Genomic DNA, 25,423 nt, shown 5'->3' with positions numbered 1-25,423 from the left:
ATTATACTTGATTTTTTATTTTTTTGCAAATAGATTTGAGATTTTCTGTCCTAGAATTTGCAGGAGAGTTGGTAGTTTGACTACCTTCTCATTGCCAATATGTTCACGAGCAATTTTTAGAATTTTACCAGAATCTTTAGAAGCAAAAAGGAATTTGCCGCTATCAGTATAGACTTCGAAGTGGCGACTGATTTTTCTATTGGAAACATTGGCACCAATCTGAATGATAGATGTCCAAGGGATTTGAACATAATTTTCAACGTTGTTATCAGCATAAAATTCCAGAGCTTGATCTCCTAGCAGGAACTTACCAACCGTTCCACCTGCAAGACTGAGATAGGAAACGCCTGTTGTGGATAGTTCGACGTGTTTATTTAATGATTGTGCCATAGTTACCTCATTTCTTGTTTTATTATACCATAAAACCCCGCATGAGCGGGGTTTCTTAATGGATTACATAATTCCAAATAGGCGAGCTACGATACCGAATGCAAACAAACCAACGATGATAGTGATTGGAGAAACTTTTTTCTTCAACAACCACATGCATAGGAAGGTAAGAAGCAAGTGCATGAATCCTGGGATAAGACCGTTCAAGTTTTGTTGGAAAGTAGTAACTTTAGTTGGAGTTTGTGACAAACCTTGACCAACCAATTCAAAGGCTTTTTGGATACCTTCGTAGCCTTCTGGCAATTTATCCCACTCGATGTAAGCACCTTCTGAGAGTGGAACTTCAGAAACCGTGAAGTTGAAGCCGATAGATACCCAACGTTGAGCAAGTACGGCAAGGATGAACATACCGAGGATAGAAGCACCTTTAGTGATGTCTTGGAGGATACCACCTGACATATCTTTAGTGATTTCTTTACCTGATTTGTAACCAAACTCTTGAGTGTACCATAGGAAGCCCATACGGATAGCGTTCCAAAGACCGAAGAAGAGGATTGGGCCAAGGATGTTACCTGACACAGCAAGTGAAGCACCTAGGGCACCGAGGATAGGACGTACTGTAAACCAGAATACTGGGTCGCCGATACCAGCGAGAGGTCCCATCATACCGATTTTCACACCTTGGATAGCAGCGTCATCGATGTCAGCACCATTTGCACGCTCTTCTTCAAGGGCAAGTGTTACACCGACGATAGGTGCAGCAACGTATGGGTGTGTGTTAAAGAATTCCATGTGGCGTTTAAGAGCCGCAATTTGATCTTCTTTCTTAGTGTAAAGTTTTTTGATAGCTGGAACCATTGTGTAAGCCCAACCCAAGTTTTGCATACGCTCAAAGTTCCATGATGCTTGAAGGAAGGTTGAACGCCAGCAAATCGCTTTACGATCTTTTACTGAAAGTTGAATTTTTTCTGTCATGATTGTGTTCTTCCTTTCTTCTTAGTAGTCTTCTAGGATGTCGCCGATTGGGTCGTTGGAACCAGCTCCCCCACCGTTTCCACCTTTTTTAGAAAGGTTAAGGTAGATGAAGGCAAGAGATACACCGATAGCACCAAGAGCGATAAGTGTCAACTGGCTAACAGCAGCAAGAGCGAAACCGATAGCGAAGAATGGCCATACTTCGCGAGTAGCCATCATGTTGATAACCATAGCGAAACCTACGGCAACAACCATACCACCACCGACGTTCATACCACCTGACAACCAAGCTGGCATAGATTCAAGAGCATCTTGAACAGCCTCAGTTGGGATAGCAAGAAGAAGGGCAGCAGGAACAGCAATACGAAGACCTTGAAGTGAAAGGGCAATCAAGTGGTAGCGCTCAAGTGCACCGAAATCACCACGTTCTGCAGCAGCGTCAGCACCGTGTACAAGGGCAACAGATGCAGTACGTACAAGCATTGTAAGGAAAAGACCTGCAACAGCAAGAGGGATAGCAAGACCTTGAGCAACTGAGATAGCAGTTGCTGAGAAGTCACCACCCTTGATCAAGATGATAGCGGCAGCAACAGAAGCAAGGGCAGCGTCTGGTGCAATCGCAGCACCGATGTTTGACCAGCCAAGGGCAACAAGTTGGAGAGTTCCTCCAAGCATAACACCTGCTGTAAGGTTACCGGTAACGAGACCGATGAGAGTACATGCAACGATTGGTTGATGGAATTGGAATTGGTCAAGGACACCTTCCATACCTGCAAGAAAGGCCACGACAACGACCAAAATTGCAGAAATAATTGAAATATCTGACATAGTTATAATCCTTTCATATTTCTGATAATCACACAGTGTTAATCAGTTATTATTTAACATCTGCCTTGTTAATCAAGTCAAACAAATCTTTTGGTGAATCGTTTGGAACTTTACGAACATCGAATTTGACACCGAGTTCACGCAAGCGTTCAAAGGTTGCAACATCGTCCTTATCCATAGAAAGAACAGTGTTCACCATTGTTTTACCTGTTGAGTGAGCCATCGAACCAACGTTCAATTCCTTGATTTCTACACCACCTTCGATTGCTTCAAGAGCTTCTTGAGGTGTTTCAAAGAGAATCAAAGCGTGTGTGTTACCGAAACGAGGATCTTTAGAAACCTCAATCAGTTTCTTGATAGGAACGACGTTTGCTTTAACGTTTCCTGGAGCTGCTTGCTTGATCAATTGTTTACGAAGGTCATCTTGTGCCACTGTATCTGAAGCGACAATGATACGGTCAGCTTTAGAAGCAGGAGTCCAAGCAGTAGCGACCTGACCATGCAAGAGACGAGTATCGATACGAGCTAAGTTGATTTTCAACTTACCATCACCGATAACAGTTCCTGGAGGGATTGCACCTTGTGGAGTAGTTGTTGCTACATCTGCTACAGGAGCGGCTTCAGTTGGTTGTAGTTCTTCTGGAAGAACCTTCACACCATCCTTGGCTTCCTTAATAATGTTTGCCGCAACTTCCTCCACGCCAGCAGCAGCGTTAATCATACGCTCTGTGTAAGCTTGGATAAGCATTGGCAAGTTTAGACCGGTGATGATAGCAAACTTACGATCTGGATTTTCACCAGCTACACGGCTTGCTTGGTTGAATGGAGAACCACTCCAAAGGTCAGCCAAAACCAAGATTTCATCATCGGCATCGAATGCGTCCACGGCAGCATTGAGCTTAGCATATAAATCATCTGGTCCTTCACTTGGCATGAAAGTAACAACCTGTACTTTATCCTGTTCGCCAAAGATCATTGAACCTGACTGATGAATACCAGCAGCAAATTCGCCATGACTTGCAATAATGATTCCAATACTCATTATTGATCCTCCTAAATTTTTCTTGTTCATGTAAAAACCATTGAATGGGCTTTCATGTTCGAACTATAACAGTATAAAACGTTTTCAGTGCATTTGTCAAGAGAAATTATGTTAAAAGTGCAAAATGTTTCCAAAACTTTTCATAATCATGTTTCAGAAAAGTGATAAAAATATGCAATGAATATGATAAAAACCTGACAGTTTATCAGGTTTTTTGATGTCTATAAAAATAGGTTTTCTAGTTCACGTGCGACACCATCTTCAAAATTAGCAAATGCTGTCAATCTGTCGGCATGTGGACGAAGTGTATCGCTACAATTTTTCATGGCATAGGCTGTGCCTGCTAGGTCTAGCATCTCAACATCGTTGTGCTCATCGCCGAAGGCAATTAAGTCGCTAGGAGTGGCTTGGTAGAGGTTAAGAACATAGCTCAGAGCGGTTGCCTTATTGACACCTTTTGCACAAGTTTCGAGGATATTCAATGGTCCGCCCCACGTATTGATTTCTAACTCATCCTTGAAATAGGCATTCATTTCTTTTGCAAGTTCATACTTATCAGTTGCACGAGTCTGCATAAGGATGGAATGAGGATCACTAGTGATTAATTCAGGTTTGATGAGTGTATCTGGAGTAATCTGTTCAACCCCCATCAGAGCCGGATCGATCTTGTCTAAGTTCTTTTGAGTGATGTAGAATTTATTCTTGTATTCACCAGCAATAAAATCTGCCTCGAATGTTTCTTCTTCTTCTTTTAGAAATTCGAGTAGGTATTTTTTGTCGATTAAAATATTTTGTTCCCATTGCCATTTCTTTCCAGGGATGTGGACTAAAGAACCGTTGAAATTAATCATGGGAGTATCCAGTTCTAGCTGTTGGTAAAATTTTTCAGCCATTCGATAGGGGCGACCTGTGGCGATAAGAACGGTGTGTCCTGCTTGGCGGACCTTCTTTATAGTTGAGATGGTATAATCAGATAATTGGCTATCATTATTGAGCAATGTGCCGTCCAAATCGATAGCTATGATTTTTTTCTTCATATTTAGTAGCATTCCTTTCTAGATTCGTTATGTTAGCTTTTAATAGTGAATAATGTTTAGGTAGTAGCTAGATTGCTGAGAAATTGTTTTATGCGTCAAAGAATACGACTTGTAGGTAGCCATATCTTGAACTAATAATTTCCAGTATAACAAAAGGAGATAATAAAAGCAAAGAAGCGATAAATTTTGTATAGATTTTTGTAAGTCTGCAACGTTCGGGATTTACGAATGTTTTGGGTTGGAAATTAATGAAATAACGTTTTCAAGATTAAAAAACTTGAAATTAGAATGTTTTTTGATTATAATGTTTTTATCGTTCGTAAATTAAAAGGAGAAATGAAAAAAATGGATCAATTTTTTAAATTGAAAGAACAAGGAACGACTGTTTCTACGGAAATTATGGCAGGACTTACGACTTTCTTTGCCATGTCATATATCTTGTTTGTTAACCCGAGCGTATTGAGTGTGGCAGGTATGCCAACTCAAGCAGTCTTTTTAGCGACTATTATTGCGAGTGCTGTATCAACGCTTGTTATGGGATTATTTGCTAACGTACCTTACGCCTTGGCACCAGGTATGGGGTTGAATGCCTTCTTTACCTATACAGTGGTTATTGGTCTTGGTTTTACTTGGCAGGAAGCCTTGGCAATGGTTTTCCTCTGCGGTTTGTTTAACGTTTTTATCACCGTTACAAAGGTTCGTAAGAGCATTATCAAGGCGATTCCGATTAGCTTGCAACATGCCATCGGTGGAGGTATCGGGGTTTTCGTTGCCTATCTTGGTTTTAAAAATTCAAACCTGATTACTTTCCTGACTTCTGGCTCAGACATTATCACTGTCAATGGTGTTGCACCTGCTGAAGCGACAGCAGAAACTTTTTCAAATGGTGTCTTCTCTGTTTTGGCGGGAGGTGGTGTAGTCCCATCTATCTCAACATTTACAGATCCAAGTGTTCTCTTGACAGTGTTCGGTCTTCTTTTGACAGCTGTTCTGGTTATTAAGAACGTGCGTGGTGCAATTTTGATTGGTATTATTGCAACGACTTTAGCTGGTATTCCAGCAGGTGTTGTAGACCTTTCTACCATCGACTTTGCAAACAATAACATCGGTACAGCCTTTGCGGAGCTTGGTACAACTTTCCTAGCGGCTTTTGATGGTCTATCTTCGCTCTTTGCTGACTCAAGCCGTCTACCACTTGTTTTGATGACTATCTTTGCATTCAGCTTGTCAGATACCTTTGATACACTTGGTACCTTTATCGGTACAGGTCGTAAGACTGGTATTTTCTCAGAAGAAGATGAGAAAGCTCTTGAAAATGGTACAGGCTTTAACTCTAAGATGGACAAGGCGCTCTTTGCAGATGCGATTGGTACCTCTATCGGTGCACTATTTGGTACTTCAAATACAACAACGTATGTTGAATCGGCTGCAGGTATCTCTGCAGGTGGTCGTACTGGTCTGACAGCTGTTACAACTGCCATTCTCTTCTTACTATCAATTTTGATTTTACCATTCATTGGAATTGTGCCAAATGCTGCAACAGCTCCAGCCTTGATTATCGTCGGTGTTATGATGGTTTCATCCTTCCTTGATGTTGATTGGAGCCAGTTTGAAGACGCTCTTCCAGCCTTCTTTGCAGCCTTCTTCATGGCGCTTTGCTTCTCTATCTCTTACGGTATTGCAGCAGCCTTTATCTTCTATTGCTTGGTAAAAGTTTCGACAGGTAAGGCTAAAGAAATTCATCCAATCCTTTGGGGTGCCACAGCTCTATTTATTCTGAATTTCATCATTCTAGCCATCTTGTAATCTGTTTATTATCCTTGAACTGATCTTCATTTGAAGGTCAGTTTTTTTATTTACGATTAAAATATATGGGAATCAATGTGATTTATTCAGCAGAATGCTGTATTGAATATTGTAAATTGTAAACGGATGGAGTTTATAGTCGAATGAATTAGCTTTCAGACAAGGAACTGAGGTGCAGGTTGCTAGAACAGCCTAGAGGCTGTTCTAGGTTGGAAATAAGACTTGCGATGTAAGTCACTTTCGTTGAGTACGGCAAGCCGAAAGTGACGATGTATCAAAGTTAATTCAAATGACTGATATGTAAAGCCCTTTGTCAAGTAAAAACAATCGAACTGATTAAAAAATGAAAAGTATCTAGAAAGAGCCTAGTTCTTAGCTTCGGGCATTGGCCACTCTGATATTCGTGGATTGGTTACCTACAGGTCAATGGTTCTGCCGCGAGTCCTACTCTCTATAAGCGTGGATCACAATTGTGCCACTTAGTCATTTCGTAGATGACTCAAACCTTGAAGTCCTAAACTCCTTCAAGATACTTTCCATTCAAACATGATTTCAATCCTTATTTCTGTCCAAATTCACCCAGTGATTTTGGATAGAAATAGGGATTCCTCATCGCTCTGCGATGATAAAACTTAATGGTCAAAAGTGTACATGAAAACAAGCGCTAACTTCAAGCTATTCTTCCTGTCATCATCCCCCAAATAAAACCAGACAATTCTCGTGCAATAGCTGTTTTAGCAACATTTTGTTTCTTATTTTTTCCTAGAACAAGTGTGCGATAACGTCTTCTTAAGCGTTCATTAGCCTTATCCGCATAAGCAATCACCTCCACTCGGTTTCCACTTTGTCTCCGTTTCAATTCTTTGGATTTATACCCAATCGTCCCCTTAGCCAATGATTGTGCAGCTTCTATCAGAAGTCGTCTCACATGGCTATTCCCAGCTTTGGTGATAGCACCTCTTCTCTCCTTGTCACCGCTAGAATTTTCGTTAGGAGTTAGCCCAAGATAGGAAGCAAAATGTTGAGCTGTCGCAAAGCGGTTAAAATCACCGATTTCCGTCACAATGGAAAGTGCGGTTAGTGTTTTAATGCCAATAAAGCAAGAGAGCCATGAGACCTTCTCTTGATAACTGTCGCTTTGACCCAGTTGCTCAATTCGCGCATCATACCGTTCTATTTGATCTACTAATTTCTCATAGGTCAATAGGTATTCTGTCAAAATCTCTGCGTAAAGTCCATCAGGATTTAGGGAATGGAGCCAGCGGACATGTTTCTGTGTCCAATTACTGCTTCCCTCGGTATAGCGAAAATCATGTCGGAGACAGAAGGCAAGAATTTGTTGTTTGATTTTCTTCAGAGCCACTTTGTGGTCTGTTCTCATGCGGATATATTCTTTGACTTGTTCATCCTCAACAGTAGGAATATGAACAGGCCGATAGCTACGAAAGGCCAGAGCTTTTGCGAGCTGAGCTGCATCTTTTTTATCAGTCTTAACACGCTTAGATCCTTCCTTCATCACCGTTGTAGGCGCCATCACGATACAGGGAATCCCGTGAGCTTGTAGCTGGTGATATAGGGTAAATCCAAGACATCCGGCTTCGTAGCCACATAACACTTCTGCATCTTGACCATATAAACGACGAAGCTCATTCACATAGTTCACAATATAGCTAACATTTGGACCAACTTTAGTGCTATGTTTGAATTGATTCGCCATCATATCATAATAGCAGAGTGAAAAACTTTCTTTGTGAACATCCATTCCGATGAAAAGTGTGGTAAAATGAAACATATAAGACCTCCAATTGAGTGTGGTAATTCCTGTTAGAAGTTGATTGTTTTTTTTATTCTAGTGTACAGGTAAATCCACGAATTCTCAACTGGGGGTCTTTACATATTGTCTATATTTTTCCATTTCATCGCTTCTCTGTCTCCTCTTAGTGCCATTTTTACTCCTTGTGACTGTATTTTAAATGGCTGTTCGTTATTGTAAGCAAGATGTCACATACCTAGACATCTGCTGGATTAATGTCATGATGGGGTGAAAAAATTATCATGTAGTCTTTGGGAGTCACAGGGCATAGAATAACCCCTGAGCTTGGGCTCAGGGGAGTTTTCTAACTATAATGTTTGAATAGCGAATGAGTTGCTTGATGGATGGTGCGGGCCGTTTCGGCATTGTTCATGGTATAAAGATGAACACCTGCGACATCATTGGTCACTAAGTCAACAATCTGATCTACAGCATAGGCCAGACCTGCTGCGCGTAGGGATTCAGGATTGTGCTCGTATTTTTCCAAGATGGCCTTGAATTTACGAGGGAGGCGGATATTCTCACAGGTTTTCAAGAGTCGAAGTGCCTGATTCCTGTTGATGATAGGCATAATACCTGCGATAATAGGCACTTCGATGTCTGCTAGAGAACATTTCTCCTGAAAGTTATAAAATGCTTCGTTATCGAAGAAGAGTTGAGTTACCAAGGTTGAGCAACCGGCATCAACTTTCTTTTTCAAATTTTTGATGTCTGAAACAGAATTTGGTGATTCTGGATGTACTTCTGGATAACAGGCTCCAATAATGTCAAAATGTGGGGCTTCTTCCTTGATAAAGGAAATCAAGTCAGTTGCATACTGGAAGTCCTCTTTAGGGGGAAGACCTTCAATAATATCGCCACGAAGTGCTAAAATCTGATGCACACTAATTTCATCGAGAGAATGAAGAACGGATCGGACCTTTTCTTTTGTCAAGTAAGCAGCTGGCAAATGTGCGATAGTTGGAATATGCAATTCATTGCGAACATGGTTAGCCAACTTGACAGTCGTCTCTTCTACGTTCAAATTGTTATTGCTGCATGTAACACTGATAAAATGAGGGGCCAAACCTTGCATCTCATCGAGAGTTTGGATAATCTTTTCATTGCCTACTGCTGGTTTTGGAGGAAAAATTTCAAATGAGAGACTTGGGGTTTGACCAATCATAAATTAGAGTTCCTTTCTTGCTGCCTTAGCTGCTTGGGTCAAGTGGATAAGACTAGCTTTTGTTTCTGATTCGCCACGAGTCTTGAGTCCGCAGTCTGGGTTAATCCAAACTTTTTCTTTCGGTACTTTTGCAAGGATGGCTTGGATGGTGTGTGCAATTTCATCAACGGCAGGGACACGTGGAGAGTGGATGTCATAGACACCAGGACCTACCTGAGTTTGGAAATTTTTAGCCTTGAGTTCATCTAGAATAACAAGATTTGAACGGCTGGCTTCAAAGGAGATAACATCCGCATCCATATTGTCGATGGCAGGAATGATGTCAGTAAATTCGCTATAGCACATGTGAGTGTGAATTTGTGTATCTGGTGCAACAGTTGAGTGTACTAAACGGAAGGCAGGGATTGCCCAATCAAGATACTCGCTGTACCAGTCGCTACGACGGAGTGGTAGTTTTTCACGAAGGGCTGCTTCGTCGATTTGGATGATCTTGATACCCGCTGCTTCAAGGTCGAGAACTTCTTCCTTGATAGCAAGGGCAATTTGAAGGGTCGATTCTTTGATAGAAATATCTTCACGTGGGAATGACCAGTTGAGGATGGTTACAGGTCCTGTCAACATACCTTTGACTGGTTTATTTGTACGGCTTTGAGCGTAGCTAGACCATTTGACAGTAATTGGGTTCAAGCGTGTTACATCACCCCAGATGATTGGTGGTTTTACCCCACGCATACCGTATGATTGTACCCAACCGTTTTTACTAAAGAGGTAGCCAGACAGGTTTTCGCCGAAGTACTCTACCATGTCGTTTCGTTCAAACTCACCGTGAACTAAGACATCGAAGTCAACTTCTTCCTGCCACTTGATCCACTCATCCGTACGAGCTTCTACAAAGGCATCATACTCAGCTTCGGTAATATCTCCACGGCGGAAGGCCAAGCGTGTGCTACGAACTTCCTTGGTTTGAGGGAAGGAACCGATAGTAGTGGTTGGAAGTAGTGGCAGGTTCAATTTTTCGCGTTGAATGGCTTCACGTTCCGCAAAGACTGGAAGGCGAGTGTAGTCTGCATCTGTCAATCCTGCCAAACGATCAGCAAGCGCTGTGTCACGCCCCACACGTTCAAGGGCAAAGAGTTCCTTGTTAGCTGTGAGAGCAGATTCGCCTTGTCCATTGCGAATAGCATCCAAATCACGCAATTCGCTCAGTTTTTCAACTGCAAAGGCAAAGTGGTTGAGGATAGCTGGTTCAAATTCTTCATTGGCTGTTGTAAATGGTACATGAAGTAGTGAGCAAGAAGTTGTCAAGACAAGATTTTCAGCAGGGATAGCCTCCAAAACAGCTAGGCTCTTTTCATAATTGTTACGCCAGATGTTCTTACCGTTTACAATACCAGCGTAGAGGGTCTTGTCAGTTGGGAAACCTGTCGCAACAAGGGCAGCAGTTTCTTTTCCCTCAACGAAGTCAAGGCCGATGGCATCAACTGGGAGGCTGGTCAATTCTGTGTAAATATCACGCACATCGCCGAAGTAGGTTTGAATAAGGACTTGCAAGCCTTTCTTGTCTGCCAAGAGTGTTTGGTAGATGTTTAGGAAAAGGGCTTTTTCTTCTGCAGTCAAGTCCTTGACCAAGCTAGGCTCGTCTAACTGGATTTTTTCAGCACCGAGCTCTGCCAATTTTTCAAAGACTTGTCCGTAGGCTGCAACTAAGCTATCAGCGAAATCAGTAGCAGTTAAACCTTCTTCAAAATCAGTTAATTGTAAGAGTGTGAATGGACCAATCAAAACTGGACGAGTTGTGATGCCCAAGTTCTTTGCTTCTTGGAATTCATCGAAAATCTTATGACCAGCTAGTTTGATTTCTGTGTCTTTTGCAATAGCTGGAACGATATAGTGGTAGTTGGTGTTGAACCATTTTTTCATGGGTCTAGCACGCACGTCCCCTTTTTCTCCTTGATAACCACGTGCAAGAGCGAAGTATTTTTCAAGGTCGGTCAAGTCAAGGTTCTGTACTGCTTTAGGTACGATGTTGAAGAGAACAGCTGCATCCAAAACATTGTCATAGTGGGAGAAGTCGTTGCTTGGGATTTCAGTAATGCCTGCTTCTTTAACAATATTCCAGTGCTTAGCACGTAAGTCTTTAGCTGCTTCCAAAAGCTCTTCTTGTGGAATTTCATTTCTAAAGTATTTTTCAGTAATAAATTTTAACTCACGGTGTTCTCCGATACGTGGGAAGCCGATAATAGTAGTAGTCATGGTTTTTCCTCCAAAATATTTCTATGCCCCTATCCTAACAGAAAAAACGACTCTTGTATAATTGTAAAAAATTAGATGTTGTTATAGTTTTTAGTTATAACAACCTTGGTATGGATTTCGTGTTTAGAATGTCTACTATATAATGCAACTATTTTCTTTTTCAACACTTCATAAAACAGGGTAGATAGTATCGTTATAGTTTTTCTTTATGAGTTGATAAATATTATATATTTGTCAAAATTTTAAATCCTTGATAGACTAGTACTACTTTTTGAAATTGGAGGAAGTGCTATGAAAAAGAAGTGGCTCACAGGCTTATTATCTACAGTAGCGGTACTAACCTTGGCAGCTTGTGCTAGTAGCGGTTCATCAACTGCCTCATCAAGCTCAAACTCAGTTGCCGATTCGGAAACTTTTACTTATGCAATTAATGGAGATCCTAGTTCGACAAACCCAATCAACACTAGTGACCGTTGGGGCTTAACCTTAACTAACTTTATTTACTCTCCACTTATTCGTGTTGAAGCAGATGGTACTTATGTAAATGAATTGGCAGATTCCTATGAAGTTGCCGAAGATGGTCTAAGTATCACCGTTAAACTCCGTCAAGATGTCAAGTGGTCTGATGGGGAAAGTTTCAATGCTGATGATGTCATCTTTACTTATGAACAAAAAATTAAAAAGGAAAATGGTGGTTCAGACGGTCTTTATATAAACGACCAACCAGTTACGCTTGAAAAGTTGGATGATTACACGGTTAAATTCGTTCTTCCAGCTATTTCTGCACCAGCCTTGGACAATATTGTTACGGAAACATACATTATTCCACAGCACGTTTTCAAGGATGAGGCAGACTTCTCAGCAAGCCAATTGACAGCGACACCAGTGGGAACTGGTCCGTACAAGTTTGTAGAATACAAGCATGGTGAATATATCAAACTTGCTGCTAATGAGTACTACTACAAGGGAAAAGCTGAAATTGATAACCTTGTTTTGAGGATAATTGAAAGTGCTGATACGACTAAAGTAGCCTTACAAACAGGTGAAGTGGACGCGGCATTTGTCCTTCCTTCTGATATTCAAGATTTGAGTACGGATACTATCACAACCTATGCCTATAGTGAGAATCGTGTCGGTTATCTTGGGCTCAATACTTCGACTGAAGAATTGAAGGATGTAAAAGTTCGTCAAGCCTTGCTGTATGCCTTAAATAAAGAAGAGTTTAACCAAGCTGCTTACTTGGATAAAAAATACTATGAAAATCCATATTCATTCTTGCCAGTTGCCAATCCATATGTGACCGAAGATGTTGAGAAATATGAGCAGAATCTAGAAAAAGCAAAACAACTCTTATCTGAAGCAGGTGTTAGCAATTTGACTTTAAATCTTGGTTATGCAGGTTCTGATGCAGCTCAAACCTTACAGGCTACCTTAATTCAACAACAATTGTCAGCTATTGGTGTGACAGTTGAATTGGCAGGTGGGGACTCTACAGCACTCTTTACAGAGTTGAAAAAAGAAGGTTCAACAGCTTATGACCTCTTCTTGGGTGGCTATATCATGGGAAATGACCCTGATCAATATGCCCGCCTATTCAAAACAGGTGGAGCTTCAAACTACTTCAAATTGTCTTCAAACGAAGTGGATAGCCTCTTTGAACAAGGAGCTGTTGAATTGGATCAAACAAAACGCGAACAAATCTATGATGATTTGCAAGCGACACTGGCTGACCAAGCTGCTATCTACCCAATCGTTGATAACAAGAAAGTGTTGGCGGTGAACAATCGTGTGAAAAATGTAGAAGAAGCGGGTTTGATTCCAATTTATACATTTGAAGATCCGTCGAAGTTAACAATTGAATAGTCTTTGTATGCTGGTATGACCAGCAAAGAGGAGAAGGAGTGGTAAAAAGTGGAAACTCCTCCCCTCTTTTTCGTGTTTTTGGAGGATATATGTTTCGATATATTGTAAAAAGAATCTTGCAGGCAATTCCTCTTTTGCTGCTGATTTCTTTTATTGTCTTTTCATTGATTCAATTGGCACCGTTTGATGTCATAGATTCGATGACAACGCCAAATATGAGTCAAGAACAAATTGATTTATTAAAGGTAAAATATGGTTTGGATCAACCGTTTCTCGTTCAATACGCTGTTTGGCTTAAGGGATTGTTGACAGGAGATTTAGGTTTTTCACTGATGACTCAACACTCGATTGGGATTGATTTGGCTGAAAAAATTCCCAACACCATTTCATTGGTCTTGCCTGCATATGTGACGGCCCTAATCCTAGCGATTATTCTGGGTTTACTTGCGGCGTCCCAAAGGGGTAAATGGGTGGACAAGTTCATTGATGCCTTTGCTTCTGTAGGAATTGCAGTCCCGACCTTCTGGTTTGCCATGATTTTAATTTACTTTTTTGGATATAAATGGCAGGTTTTCCCATTTATTGGGATGCATACCTTGGGAAAAGAAGGAAACCTTCTTGATTTTCTGGCACATTTTACCTTACCCTATGTGACCTTGACAATGGCATTCCTACCAGAATTGATTCGATTTATCCGAGCCTCAGCAATTGTAGAAGTTGAGAAAGATTATGTGACCGTTCAAGAGGCTTTCAAAGCCAGCCGATTTGAGATATTTGGGAAACATGTGGCCCGCAATGTTTTGATTCCTATTGTGACTCAAATTGGGATGGCCTTGCCGATGCTGGTAACAGGTGCTATCATTACAGAAACCATTTTTGCATGGCCGGGAGTTGGTCCTTATTTGACAGCAGCTACTAAGAGTTTGGACTATCCAGTGATTATGGCAGTCATGCTTTTGTCTGCGACCTTAGTTATTCTAGGGAATCTCTTATCAGATATTCTCTATGCTGTGGTGGATCCGCGTATTTGGAAAGGAGGAGAAAGTCAATGATTATGAAGCAATTAAAGGAAACTATAAAGAGTTCGCCACTCTATTTATTCTCGATTTTGTTTATTCTTTTTCTACTATTTCTATCCTTGATTGCACCACTGATACCGATAGACCCCAATGTGACCAATGTAAGTCAGATGAACCAGGGGCCTAGTGCAGCGCATTGGTTTGGTACAGATCAGGTAGGACGTGATTACTTCATTCGAGTGATTTATGGTGGTCGCATCTCACTCTTAGTTGGTTTATTGGCAATGACTGCATCTGTTACGATTGGAAGTCTTGTCGGTATTACAGCAGGCTATCTTGGAGGAAAATGGGATAATGCTATTATGCGGTTTGTCGATGTGCTATCATCCATACCTTGGTTGGTTTTAGTTATCGTCCTCAGCGTCTTTCTGAAACCAGGATTGACTACGATTATCATTGTAATAGGTGGTTTTTCTTGGATGAGTATTGCTCGGATGTTGCGTGCTGAAACGTTGAAAGCCAAAGTGGCGGATTATGTTGGGTATGCTGCCTTTATTGGATTAAAGAAACCAGTGATTGTCTGGCGGCATATCTTTCCAGCAATCCTTCCGACTTTGATTGTGACCGCTTCAACTAGTATTTCATCTGCTATTATGACGGAATCAGCCCTCAGCTTCTTAGGAATGGGGATTCAACAACCTCTAGCCTCCTGGGGAAGTCTCTTGCAAAATGCCCAGTCTACCTTGCAGAGTGCTCCTCATATGGCAATATTGCCTGGACTTTTTATCCTATTGACCATTTATTCATTTAACAATATCGGTGATCTGATACGGGATTGCCTTGAAAGAGAGGTCTACTAATGTCAAAACAGCTAGTCGAAATAAGTAACCTCACCATTGTCAACAAAAAGAGAAATGGACAATCGATACTGGTGAAGGGGATTGACCTGTCTATTCCCAAAGGAAAAATTGTTGGAATTGTTGGAGAATCTGGTTCGGGTAAGAGCTTGTCGATGAAGTCTCTGATGGGGATTTTACCAAAAGGTTTGGAAGCAAGCTATGATCGATTTGAATTGGATGGAAAGCAAGTACGTAATCCAAAGCTACTTTCCTTATCGATGATTTTTCAAGATCCAATGACCTCTCTTAATCCCTTGCGGACAGTAGGATATCATTTGCAGGAAGTTTTAAGACGTTTTCAACCTAAGTTAACCAAGGAAGAACGGGATAGAACTATCCATGAAATGTTGGAAAAGGTGGGAATTCCTGATCCAGAATTACGTCTCAAGCAGTTTCCTTTTGAATTTTCAGGAGGTATGCGTCAAAGGATCATGATTGCCATGGCCTTGTTGACCAAGCCAGATATGCTCATTGCAGACGAGCCAACAACAGCATTAGATGTAACCATTCAGGCTCAAATCTTGGCCTTGCTCAAAGAATTACAGGAACAGTTGGGGTTGACAGTTGTGATAGTGAGTCATGATTTCAGTGTTATTGCTGGAATCTGCGACTTGGTTTATGTCATGAGGAATGGATTGGTTGTGGAACACGGAACGGTTGATTCTATCTTTTCACAACCCTTACACGCATATACCCAGTCTCTATTAAGAGCAGCTCGTTTGGAAGCCAGTCTTGGAGCGGTTTTAGCCGACTCCGAAGATAGTCAGTTGATTCAAGTTAGTCCAGGACATTGGGTTAGAAAGGAGGAGAAGAATGGATAAGGAAGTTCTAGTACAGGTTTCGGATGTGAGCAAAACTTACTCTAAGAAGAATTGGTTTGGGCAAGAGCAACGTGTCGATGCTTTGAACGGTGTAAATGTATCTATTTATAAAGGTGAGACACTTGGTCTGGTTGGTGAATCTGGCAGTGGCAAATCAACTCTTTCTAAAATTGTCTTAGGTTTGGAAAAGGCTAGTCAAGGCCGAGTTGATTTTCCAGGTTTGACATCAGAAGAATTAAATAATCAAGCCCTGCAAGTGATTTATCAAGACCCCTATTCTTCTCTCAATCCCTACCTGTCGGCCTTAGAACTGGTCAAAGAACCTCTCTACTCACTTCCTAAGAAGGAGGCGGAAGAGAAGGCTCTAGCTATGCTGGAAAGGGTGGGAATTCTGGGGGATGATGTACACAAACGCCCTAAATCTTTTAGTGGTGGGCAACGCCAGCGAATTGGCATCGCTCGTGCAGTCGTTTCTCATCCCCAATTTATTGTCTGTGATGAACCTACTTCGGCTCTTGATGTGTCGATACAGGCGACCATACTGGATTTGTTGAACCAGTTGCAAGAGGATTTAGGACTGACCTATCTCTTCATTTCTCATGATTTAAACTTGGTGCACCAATTCGCAGATCGTATTGCGGTTATGTACAAGGGAAGCTTGGTTGAAATTGGTCCAGCACAGGATATTTTTCAAAATCCCCAACATCCCTATACCCGCTACCTCTTGCAATCCAATCTGAGCCTTGATCCGCTGGAGGCACGGGCTCAGTTGCAAGAGCTATCTCAAACTGGGCTTATAAAGGATTTTGTAACGACAGGTAAATGGTCACAGGTAGACAAGGAACATTTTGTACTAAAGGTAACTGATAAATAATTTTTATCAGCCCATAAAACTTCTATATTAGACTGGCTTAGTTAGACATGTTACAATATATAAAATCACAGAAAGGAGTTTCTTATGGGAAAAGTTATCATTGGAATTTCAGGAAATGAGCAAGAATTTCCAACTAAATCTGGTCGCGTATATGTAACGGTAGCGCGTGAATTGGCAGACAGCGTTCGTCAGGCAGGTGGTGTGCCAATGGTTATTCCTATGGGAACTCCTGACTTAGCCAAGGATTATATCGATATGATTGACAAGTTGATCTTGTCAGGTGGTCAGCATGTGGATCCAAGTTTGTATGGCCAAAAACGTTTGATAGATAGTGATGACTACCTCTTGGAGCGGGATGAATTTGAACTGGCTTTGATTGAGGAAGCCCTTCGTCAGGGAAAACCAATTTTTGCAGTCTGCCGAGGGATGCAGTTGCTGAATGTTGCTCTAGGCGGAAGCTTGGAACAAGAGGTGGCTCATCATTGGCAAGATGGTATTGCGGGGACATCCCATCGTTTACAAGTGAAACCTAAAAGCCGAATCGGTCAACTGTTTGCCCAAGGGAGCCCTATTAATTCCTTCCATCATCAGCGAATCAAAGAATTGGCTCCAGGACTGGTGGCGACAGGTTTGGATCCTAGAGATGGTACGATAGAAGCTTATGAAAGTAGGGGGAACCAAGCTTTGTTTGGTATCCAATGGCATCCAGAATTTTTATACAATGATTGTAAGCAACATCGAGACTTGTTTCAGTATTTGGTGGATGTGTTTTAGTCACATCATGGACACTCAGAATCTGGGTGTTTTTTTGTTAGAAATTAAAAACGGATACTTTATTATTGAGATCAAATGATATATAATGTATATTAATAGCAAATAATGGAGGGGTATATGATTAAGAAATGTCAAGAATCCAAAGGTTTTGGAAGTATTAGAAAAGGAATCCATGGGGCAGTAGGAGTGCTGGCTCTAGGTTTGCTGTTTTCTACCACGGATGTTGTCTTTGCTGATGAAGTGAGTGAGAATACTCCCACAACAGCAAGTTCTGAACAAGTCATAAATACTTCAGAAACTCTTATATTAACTGCAGAAAATGATGTCGAAATACCAACCGAAATTGTAGGAAACGAGGGGACTTCAGAGGTTGAAACCACGACAGGTACAAATTCTCCGACAGTAGGAGCTGTTCCTTCAACTGATGTAGAAGCAAGTAATGTAAGCGGAGAGTCAATTTCGACTAAACCAGAATCAAATACGGATTTAGAGGCCAATATTTCATCGACCAGCTCTCCAGCAACAGATAGAGCAGCAGAGGTATTGGAAGACCGTACAGCACCAAAACTGGTTTCTTATACATTAGATAAAACAGAGTACCAGGCGGGAGAGATCGTAACTCTAACAATTGATTCAGAGGATGAGAGTAATCTCACTTACGTATCATCAAAATTAATATCTTCAGATGGAACCCAGAGTCTCTACTTTTCTTCTAGCAATTTCGAAAAGTTAGCAAATGGCTTATATCGTTCAGTATTAACAGGCTCCATTCCAGAAAATCGTCCAAGTGATGTTTATTATATAGAATATATAAATCTTGGAGATGAGATTGGCAATAATGTTATTTACTACGATTCTTCGAAAAATACATGGGCAGAACATACATTTGCACCACTTTCGATGACGGTTAATAGTATTACTTCAGGTTCAGTCTTGATTCATTATCAACTTGAAAATGGGACTGCCATAGCTGAAGACAAGAGAATTTCAGGCGTGGTGTCGACGTTAGCATTTGGTTCGGAGGCACCAGTTGCGACAGGGATTACATACGATACTAGTAGTGAAGCTCCATTGTTTCTGAATGGTATGGATGGTAGGCAGTATTATAAGGTTAAAGTAGACGGTGTAGAGCAAGGGCTTTTGAAAGTTGGTTTGACGGAAGTAACCTATACTTACACTCCTTATTTGGTATCTACAGAGCAGGTCGAAAAGAAAACGGGCCGTGTGATTGTTCAGTATCAAACAAGGTCAGGGCAAATTCTTAAAGAATCAGTTGAAGCCGTTCCAGAAACATTAATTAATTATCGTGAAAAGACGGTCTTTGCAGATGGAACAGAGAGCTTATCTGAACCAATTCAAAGCTATCCAAATTTCAATGTCTATGATTATCAAGTACGGACAATTGAGCAAGATGGAAAAATTTATAGATTATCATATGAGAACCAACCTTCTCTTTACGGTGAACTTGTAGAAGGTGATACGGTATTGACTCTACAGTATATTCCTGTTCCTAAATTGGAATCCCTGACATTTGATAAAGAGTCTTACCAGCCGGGAGAAAAACTGACTGCTAGTTTTGTGGTTTCGTCTGAAGAGGAAATGGAGCGTATTTACTTTGGTCTATCTGATAAAAAACTGTCTAGTCAATATGTGCTTAGAGGAGAGAGTAATAACCCAATCAAGATTGCAGACGGACTGTATCGCTTTGATGTTACGGTACCAATAGCAAGTGATTATCCTAAGTCAGACTTATCTTTGGACTTTATATATTTGAATGCTAAAAACGAAAGTTCATCAAATAGCCTTTCAGAACCTGAAATTATTCAAAATATTGCTACCCAGGCTATCATCAACTCACCTAATATCGTTACTGATTTTTCAGCACCTAAGTTTATTGAGTTAGAAACTAGTCGAAATGAAGCTAAACAAGGTGAGACAGTTGAAGTGGTACTTTTAGTGGAAGATAATTCGAATATCACATCTGTTAATCTCGGATTTGAAAGTGAGTCAGGAACACTCCGATTTGGCGAAAATATTACGAATATTGAGCAATTGGAGGGAAATCGAAAAAGACTGACTTTATCTGAAACAATTCACTATTCTTATTTACCAGGACAATATGATCTGAGATATTTATATCTGACAGATATTTATGGCAATACGAGTTACTTATCCACTGTTGATAGTTTGCCTGCGAAAACCATTGTTGTCAATCAGGCTAATGATGTAGAAAATTTAAATCCGGTTGTTGAAACGACAATAGTAACCGATATTGAGGTTGTTGAAAAATCAAGTGGGCGAGTACTGATTCGCACAAATTTCCATGGTGAAGACCTTGAAGCAATGAAACAAGTGATTCGTGAGGCAATTTCAGCATATGAAAATGAACATGGTGTAACATTTGATTTACTTGGTGCTGGTGGGACTCAAATCTCTTCAAGGTCAGTTACTGTTGGAAATCGGACTCAAACAGAGGTAATACGTTCATACCAGCAACTAGTTGTAAATACATCGGATAACCCTCTGCCTGAAATTGAGAAAAAACTTCTACCAGAAGGTGTGATCTACGATAATTCAACTATCAGGCAAGCCTTATATACTATTCAATTTAAAGATGGTGAATCAGTAGTTAAAGAGAGTCGTCGAGTTGCGAACTCCACAATTGATAATGTCATTCGTGATGAAAGTAATGGTATTGATGAGAGGGCATATTATTTTGAATCTGTTGAGGTAAGTCAAGGTTTCACTACAATTTTTAGTAGCGATTTGAATTATAATGGTCCCTTTTATGAAATTGTTGTCAATTTGAAATCAAGCTCGAAAGTTGACAATATAGAAGTAGACTCACCAGTCGAAGAAACGCCGCCAACATCAACAGAAGTCGAACCGCCAGTCGAAGTAACTCCGCCATCTCCAACAGAAGTCGAACCGCCAGTCGAAGAAATGCCACCATCTTCAACAGAAGTAGACTCACCAGTCGAAGAAACGCCGTCATCTCCAACAGAAGTCGAACCGCCAGTCGAAGAAACACCGCCAACATCAACAGAAGTCGATCCGTCAGTCGAAGAAACGCCGTCATCTTCAACAGAAGTCGATCCGCCAGTCGAAGAGACACCGCCAACATCAACAGAAGTCGATTGGCCAGTCGAAGAAACGCCGCCAACTTCAACAGAAGTCGAACCGCCAGTCGAAGAAACGCCGCCATCTCCAATAGAAGTCGAACCGCCAGTCATAGAAACACCTGTTGCACTAATCAAAGGAGTATCAGCAGTTACTGAATCTTCAAGTAACCTAACTAATCTAGTGTATCCAGTTATCGAAGTATCGACCCAATTGACATTGGGAAATACTAATAACGAGGCTTTATATTCAGCAACTACCGTTTCGAGACAGAAAGTAGAATCTGAAAAATCATCGGCCTCAATCTTACCTAGAACAAATGGACATCAGTCCAAGCTACCAATTTTGGCGGGACTCGCACTTCTTAGCTTAACTGTAGCTAAAAGGAAAAAAGATTTCTTAGGCTAGCAAGCTGGGAAAATATTACGAAAGAGGGAAATAGCTTCCCTCTTTTTATTATCGATACTTATAATTGCAAGGGTATTTGTTATAAAATTTAGTTATAACGAACTATAAAAAATGCCAATTGGTCAGATTGTCGTTTCTGTGTTAAGATAGATACAGTTCTAATTTAAGGAGATCATTTTATGAAATTAAAAAAATTGTTTAGTTTGGCAACAGCTGCTTTATCAGTAGGTGTACTTGCTGCATGTGGTAGCTCGTCTTCTAGCTCTTCATCCGATTCTTCAGCAACAACTGTTCGTGTGGGTGTGATGAGCTTGAGCGATTCTGAGCAAGCCCGTTGGGATAAAGTTCAAGAAATACTTGGGGACGAAGTGAAGTTGGAATTCACTCAATTTACAGACTATTCACAACCAAACAAGGCAGTAGCTGAAAACGAAGTAGACATCAATGCTTTCCAACACTACAACTTCTTGAATAACTGGAATGAAGAAAATGGTGAAGATTTGGTTGCTATTGCAGATACTTATATCGCACCAATCCGTCTTTACTCAGGTACAGCTGATGGAAAAAACAAGTACACTAAAGTGGAAGAAATTCCAGATGGTGCAGAAATTGCGGTTCCAAACGACCCAACAAACGAAAGTCGTGCTCTTTACCTTCTTCAAGCAGCTGGTTTGATCAAGGTTGGTGTATCTGGTACAGAATTGGCAACTATTGCTGACATTACTGAAAACAAGAAAAACTTGAAAATTACTGAGTTGGATGCAAGCCAAACAGCAAGCTCACTTAGCTCAGTTGATGCAGCAGTTGTAAACAACACATTTGTGTTGGAAGCTGGTTTGGATTATAAAAATGCCCTTTACAAAGAGCAAAAAGATGAAAATTCAAAACAGTGGTACAACTTGATTGCAGCTCGTAGCGATTGGGAAAAATCAGAGCAAGCAGCAGCGATTAAGAAAATTATCGAAGCCTATCACACGGATGAAGTGAAAAAGGTTATTGAAGAGACTTCAGACGGTATGGATGAGCCAGTTTGGTAAAATGTAAATAGGTTGAGGACTGGGCAGAATTGTTCAGCCCTCTATCTGTTTTTATAGAGATAAGAAAAAATCTCTTAACCAAAGTCAGAAATGCGGGAGAATATTTGATTTTGGTTAGTAGATTTAATTGGTTTTCATTGAGTATGAGGAGGAAGTATGGCAGATAGTAAAGTTCAATTATTTGAAAATGATGCGATTATTCAAAACTATTTTGAAAAGTTGAAGGTCTTGATTTCAAAGAAATCCATTTTTGCTCAGCAGATTGGTTTGTTGGATGTGGCGACTTACTTGAAAGATATGTTTGAAGAAGCTGGGGCAGATGTTGTTTTAGACGACAGTTATGCAGCACCCTTTGTCATGGCTACGTTTAAGGCTTCGGTGCCAGATGCGAAAACATTGATTTTTTACAATCACTATGACACGGTTCCTGCTGATGCCGATCAGGTTTGGGAGAAGGGCAATCCTTTTGAATTGACTATTTCTGAAGGCTATATCTATGGTCGGGGGGTAGATGATGATAAGGGCCATATCACAGCTCGTCTGTCGGCCTTGAAAAAATATCAGGCTAGACAGAATGGCCATTTACCAGTCAATGTGATTTTTATTATGGAAGGGGCAGAAGAGTCAGCTTCTGTCGACTTGGATAAGTATCTTTCAAAATACAAAGAACACTTGATTGGTGCTGATTTGCTGGTCTGGGAGCAGGGGCATCGCAATAGCCTACATCAGCTAGAAATTGCTGGGGGAAATAAGGGAATTGTGACCTTCGATCTTCAGGTCAAATCAGCTGACTTGGATATTCATTCTTCCTATGGAGGTGTCATTGATTCGGCAAGCTGGTATTTATTATCAGCACTTCAATCCATGCGGGCTGCAGATGGACGAATTTTGGTTGATGGTATTTACGAACAAGTGCAAGAACCAAATGAACGTGAATTGGCCTTAGTTGAGGAATTTGCACTTGCGACCAGTCAGTCTGTGACGGATATTTATGGATTAACCTTTCCAACCTTGGTAGAAGATCGTCGTGAGTTTCTGAAGCGTTTGTATTTTGAGCCATCGATTACCATTGAAGGCTTGTCAACTGGCTATCTTGGTCAAGGTGTCAAGACCATCATACCAGCTCAGGCTTCTGCTAAGATGGAAGTCCGTCTGGTACCTGGGTTGGAGCCGCATGATGTTTTGGACAAAATTCGCCAGCATTTGGACAAGCATGGTTTTGATAAAGTTGAGGTTGTCTTCACTCTAGGAGAGATGAGCTACCGAAGTGATATGTCCCACCCTGCCATTGTCAATGTGATTGAATTGGCCAAAAAATTGACACCAGAAGGAGTTGCTGTCTTGCCGACGTCACCGGGGACGGGCCCCATGCACACCGTCTTTCATGCTTTAGGAGTGCCGATTGCAGGATTTGGTCTAGGAAATGCCAACAGTCGTGACCATGCCGGTGATGAAAATGTCAGCATCGCTGACTACTATAGCCATGTTGAATTAGTAGAGGAGTTAATTGCAAGTTATGAGTAAGGAAATGATTAAGCTAGATAATATTGATGTAACCTTCCAGCAGAAAAAACGGACCATTGAAGCGGTAAAGGATGTGACCATCCATATCAATCAAGGGGATATTTACGGTATCGTAGGTTATTCTGGAGCCGGGAAATCTACCCTTGTCCGTGTCATCAATTTGTTGCAGGTTCCTACAGCAGGTAAGATTACCATTGATGAGGATGTGATTTATGAGGGAGAAAAGGTCACACTTACCCCAGCTCAATTGCGGAGCAAACGCCGTGAAATCGGCATGATTTTCCAGCATTTCAATCTGATGGCGCAGATGACGGCAGAAGAAAACGTAGCCTTTGCCCTTAAGCATTCGGGTTTGAGCAAGGAAGAGAAGAAAGAAAAAGTTGCTAAGTTGTTGGACTTGGTTGGGCTTTCTGACCGTGCTGAAAACTATCCAGCTCAGTTGTCTGGTGGTCAAAAGCAACGTGTTGCCATTGCGCGTGCCTTGGCCAATGACCCTAAAATCTTGATTTCTGATGAGTCTACTTCTGCCTTGGATCCGAAAACAACTAAGCAGATTTTGGCACTCTTGCAGGAATTGAATGAAAAATTGGGCTTGACCATTGTTATGATTACCCACGAGATGCAGATTGTAAAAGACATTTGTAACCGTGTGGCTGTTATGCAGGATGGTCGTTTGATCGAAGAAGGTTCAGTTTTAGAAATCTTCTCTCATCCAAAAGAAGAATTGACTCAGGATTTCATCAAAACAGCAACAGGAATTGATGAGGCCTTGGTGAAAATTTACCAGCAGGATATTGTTAAGAATTTGCCTGAGAACAGTATTTTGGTGCAACTCAAGTATGCTGGTTCCAATACGGATACGGCGATTGTGAATGATTTGTATAAATTCTATCAAGTATCTGCCAATATTCTTTATGGCAATATTGAAATTTTGGACCATACGCCAGTCGGTGAGATGGTGGTGATCTTATCAGGAGAACCTGGTCAGTTGCACCGTGCGATTGAGGCAGTGACGGAGGCGCGTGTGGAAGTGACGATTTTGAAAGGAGCAAACTAGATGTTAGAATGGATTCAAACGAATTTTCCAGATATTTATAAATTAGGCTGGGATGGTCAGACAGGTTGGTTAACACATTTTAATTTGACCCTCTATATGACCTTTGTTTCCTTTGCTTTTGGTGGCTTTATGGGCTTGGTATCTGGTTTGTTCTTGGTATTGACTGGTCCTCGGGGTGTCATTGAAAATAAGACGGTTTACTGGATTTTGGATAAGGTGGCTTCGATCTTCCGTGCCATTCCTTTCATTATTTTGTTGGCGGCCATTGCTCCTTTGACAAAAATTATTGTTGGGAAAACGATTGGTACTGAGGCAGCTTTGGTTCCCCTTGCTCTTTCAGTCTTCCCCTTCTTTGCCCGTCAGGTTGAGGTGGTCTTGTCAGAATTGGATCGTGGTGTCATTGAGGCGGCTCAGGCTTCAGGAGCGACGTTCTGGGATATTGTCCTTGTCTATCTGCGGGAGGGTCTGCCTGACTTGATTCGGGTAACGACCTTTGCCCTAGTTTCCTTGGTCGGCTATACAGCCATGGCAGGAGCTATCGGAGCAGGTGGTTTGGGACAGGTTGCCCTTTCCTACGGTTACTTGCGTTACAATGACGATGTGACCTTCCTCGCTACATTTTTGATTTTGGTCATCATCTTTGCTATTCAATTTGTTGGTGATTTCTTGACCAGAAAGATTAGTCATAGATAGTTATTTGGCTGTGTTTTTTCAAATT

20 protein-coding genes are annotated in these 25,423 nt (G+C 41.2%); 12 read left to right on the top strand and 8 right to left on the bottom strand.

What is annotated here, in order from left to right:
* Window positions 1-15: 15 nt before the first annotated feature.
* The 5 genes from CWM22_10825 to CWM22_10805 all read right to left on the bottom strand — a co-directional run bounded on the left by CWM22_10825 (window position 16) and on the right by CWM22_10805 (window position 4,272).
* Window positions 16-390, bottom strand: a complete 375-nt coding sequence (locus CWM22_10825; GenBank protein AUC92353.1) for a DUF956 domain-containing protein — start codon at window positions 388-390, stop codon at window positions 16-18.
* A gap of 63 nt (window positions 391-453) precedes the next feature.
* Window positions 454-1,365 (bottom strand): PTS mannose family transporter subunit IID, encoded by a 912-nt coding sequence (locus CWM22_10820; protein AUC92352.1) that lies wholly within the window; start codon window positions 1,363-1,365, stop codon window positions 454-456.
* A gap of 21 nt (window positions 1,366-1,386) precedes the next feature.
* On the bottom strand, window positions 1,387-2,193 hold the full coding sequence (locus tag CWM22_10815) for a PTS mannose/fructose/sorbose transporter subunit IIC (GenBank protein AUC92351.1): 807 nt from the start codon (window positions 2,191-2,193) through the stop codon (window positions 1,387-1,389).
* A 49-nt stretch (window positions 2,194-2,242) separates the two neighbouring features.
* Entirely contained in the window at window positions 2,243-3,235 is a 993-nt protein-coding gene (locus CWM22_10810) for a PTS mannose transporter subunit IIAB (GenBank protein AUC92350.1), read from the bottom strand.
* A 221-nt stretch (window positions 3,236-3,456) separates the two neighbouring features.
* Complete coding sequence (locus CWM22_10805) at window positions 3,457-4,272, bottom strand: HAD family hydrolase (protein ID AUC92349.1); 816 nt, start codon at window positions 4,270-4,272, stop codon at window positions 3,457-3,459.
* Window positions 4,273-4,617: 345 nt separating this feature from the next.
* Here CWM22_10805 and CWM22_10800 point away from each other — a divergent pair, with 345 nt between their 5' ends.
* On the top strand, window positions 4,618-6,078 hold the full coding sequence (locus CWM22_10800; protein ID AUC92892.1) for an NCS2 family permease: 1,461 nt from the start codon (window positions 4,618-4,620) through the stop codon (window positions 6,076-6,078).
* Window positions 6,079-6,748: 670 nt separating this feature from the next.
* On the opposite strand, the gene CWM22_10795 is transcribed toward CWM22_10800, so the two are convergent.
* The 3 genes from CWM22_10795 to CWM22_10785 form a co-directional block, all read right to left on the bottom strand.
* Entirely contained in the window at window positions 6,749-7,870 is a 1,122-nt protein-coding gene (locus CWM22_10795) for an IS110 family transposase (protein ID AUC92348.1), read from the bottom strand.
* Window positions 7,871-8,195: 325 nt separating this feature from the next.
* The gene (gene metF, locus CWM22_10790; GenBank protein AUC92347.1) at window positions 8,196-9,056 is read right to left on the bottom strand and encodes a methylenetetrahydrofolate reductase [NAD(P)H]; all 861 of its coding nucleotides are present in this window, start codon (window positions 9,054-9,056) and stop codon (window positions 8,196-8,198) included.
* Window positions 9,057-9,059: 3 nt separating this feature from the next.
* Window positions 9,060-11,309, bottom strand: coding sequence for a 5-methyltetrahydropteroyltriglutamate--homocysteine S-methyltransferase (locus CWM22_10785; GenBank protein AUC92346.1), 2,250 nt, complete (start codon window positions 11,307-11,309; stop codon window positions 9,060-9,062).
* Window positions 11,310-11,600: 291 nt separating this feature from the next.
* Between CWM22_10785 and CWM22_10780 the strand changes: the two genes are divergently transcribed.
* The 11 genes from CWM22_10780 to CWM22_10730 all read left to right on the top strand — a co-directional run bounded on the left by CWM22_10780 (window position 11,601) and on the right by CWM22_10730 (window position 25,398).
* A complete protein-coding gene (locus CWM22_10780) occupies window positions 11,601-13,172 on the top strand; it encodes a peptide ABC transporter substrate-binding protein (protein AUC92345.1) in 1,572 nt (523 codons plus the stop codon).
* A gap of 89 nt (window positions 13,173-13,261) precedes the next feature.
* Complete coding sequence (locus CWM22_10775; GenBank protein AUC92344.1) at window positions 13,262-14,224, top strand: peptide permease; 963 nt, start codon at window positions 13,262-13,264, stop codon at window positions 14,222-14,224.
* Between the two features lie 2 nt (window positions 14,225-14,226).
* Window positions 14,227-15,051: a peptide ABC transporter permease gene (locus CWM22_10770; protein ID AUC92891.1), complete on the top strand. Its 825-nt coding sequence runs from the start codon at window positions 14,227-14,229 to the stop codon at window positions 15,049-15,051.
* Window positions 15,051-15,911 (top strand): ABC transporter ATP-binding protein, encoded by an 861-nt coding sequence (locus tag CWM22_10765; GenBank protein AUC92343.1) that lies wholly within the window; start codon window positions 15,051-15,053, stop codon window positions 15,909-15,911. The genes CWM22_10770 and CWM22_10765 overlap by 1 nt, the downstream gene beginning before the upstream one ends.
* A complete protein-coding gene (locus CWM22_10760; GenBank protein AUC92342.1) occupies window positions 15,904-16,785 on the top strand; it encodes a peptide ABC transporter ATP-binding protein in 882 nt (293 codons plus the stop codon). Before CWM22_10765 ends, CWM22_10760 begins: the two co-directional genes overlap by 8 nt.
* A gap of 84 nt (window positions 16,786-16,869) precedes the next feature.
* A complete protein-coding gene (locus CWM22_10755; GenBank protein AUC92341.1) occupies window positions 16,870-17,559 on the top strand; it encodes a gamma-glutamyl hydrolase in 690 nt (229 codons plus the stop codon).
* A gap of 117 nt (window positions 17,560-17,676) precedes the next feature.
* On the top strand, window positions 17,677-21,087 hold the full coding sequence (locus CWM22_10750) for a hypothetical protein (protein AUC92340.1): 3,411 nt from the start codon (window positions 17,677-17,679) through the stop codon (window positions 21,085-21,087).
* 179 nt (window positions 21,088-21,266) lie between these two features.
* Window positions 21,267-22,124: an O-sialoglycoprotein endopeptidase gene (locus tag CWM22_10745; protein AUC92339.1), complete on the top strand. Its 858-nt coding sequence runs from the start codon at window positions 21,267-21,269 to the stop codon at window positions 22,122-22,124.
* Window positions 22,125-22,280: 156 nt separating this feature from the next.
* Window positions 22,281-23,648 (top strand): peptidase M20, encoded by a 1,368-nt coding sequence (locus CWM22_10740; GenBank protein ID AUC92338.1) that lies wholly within the window; start codon window positions 22,281-22,283, stop codon window positions 23,646-23,648.
* Entirely contained in the window at window positions 23,641-24,705 is a 1,065-nt protein-coding gene (locus tag CWM22_10735; GenBank protein ID AUC92337.1) for a methionine ABC transporter ATP-binding protein, read from the top strand. The genes CWM22_10740 and CWM22_10735 overlap by 8 nt, the downstream gene beginning before the upstream one ends.
* Entirely contained in the window at window positions 24,706-25,398 is a 693-nt protein-coding gene (locus CWM22_10730) for an ABC transporter permease (GenBank protein AUC92336.1), read from the top strand.
* Window positions 25,399-25,423: the final 25 nt, after the last annotated feature.

This window comes from Streptococcus suis, assembly GCA_002831545.1.
Lineage (GTDB): Bacteria > Bacillota > Bacilli > Lactobacillales > Streptococcaceae > Streptococcus > Streptococcus suis_P.
This window is presented reverse-complemented; position numbering and strand designations above follow the sequence as displayed.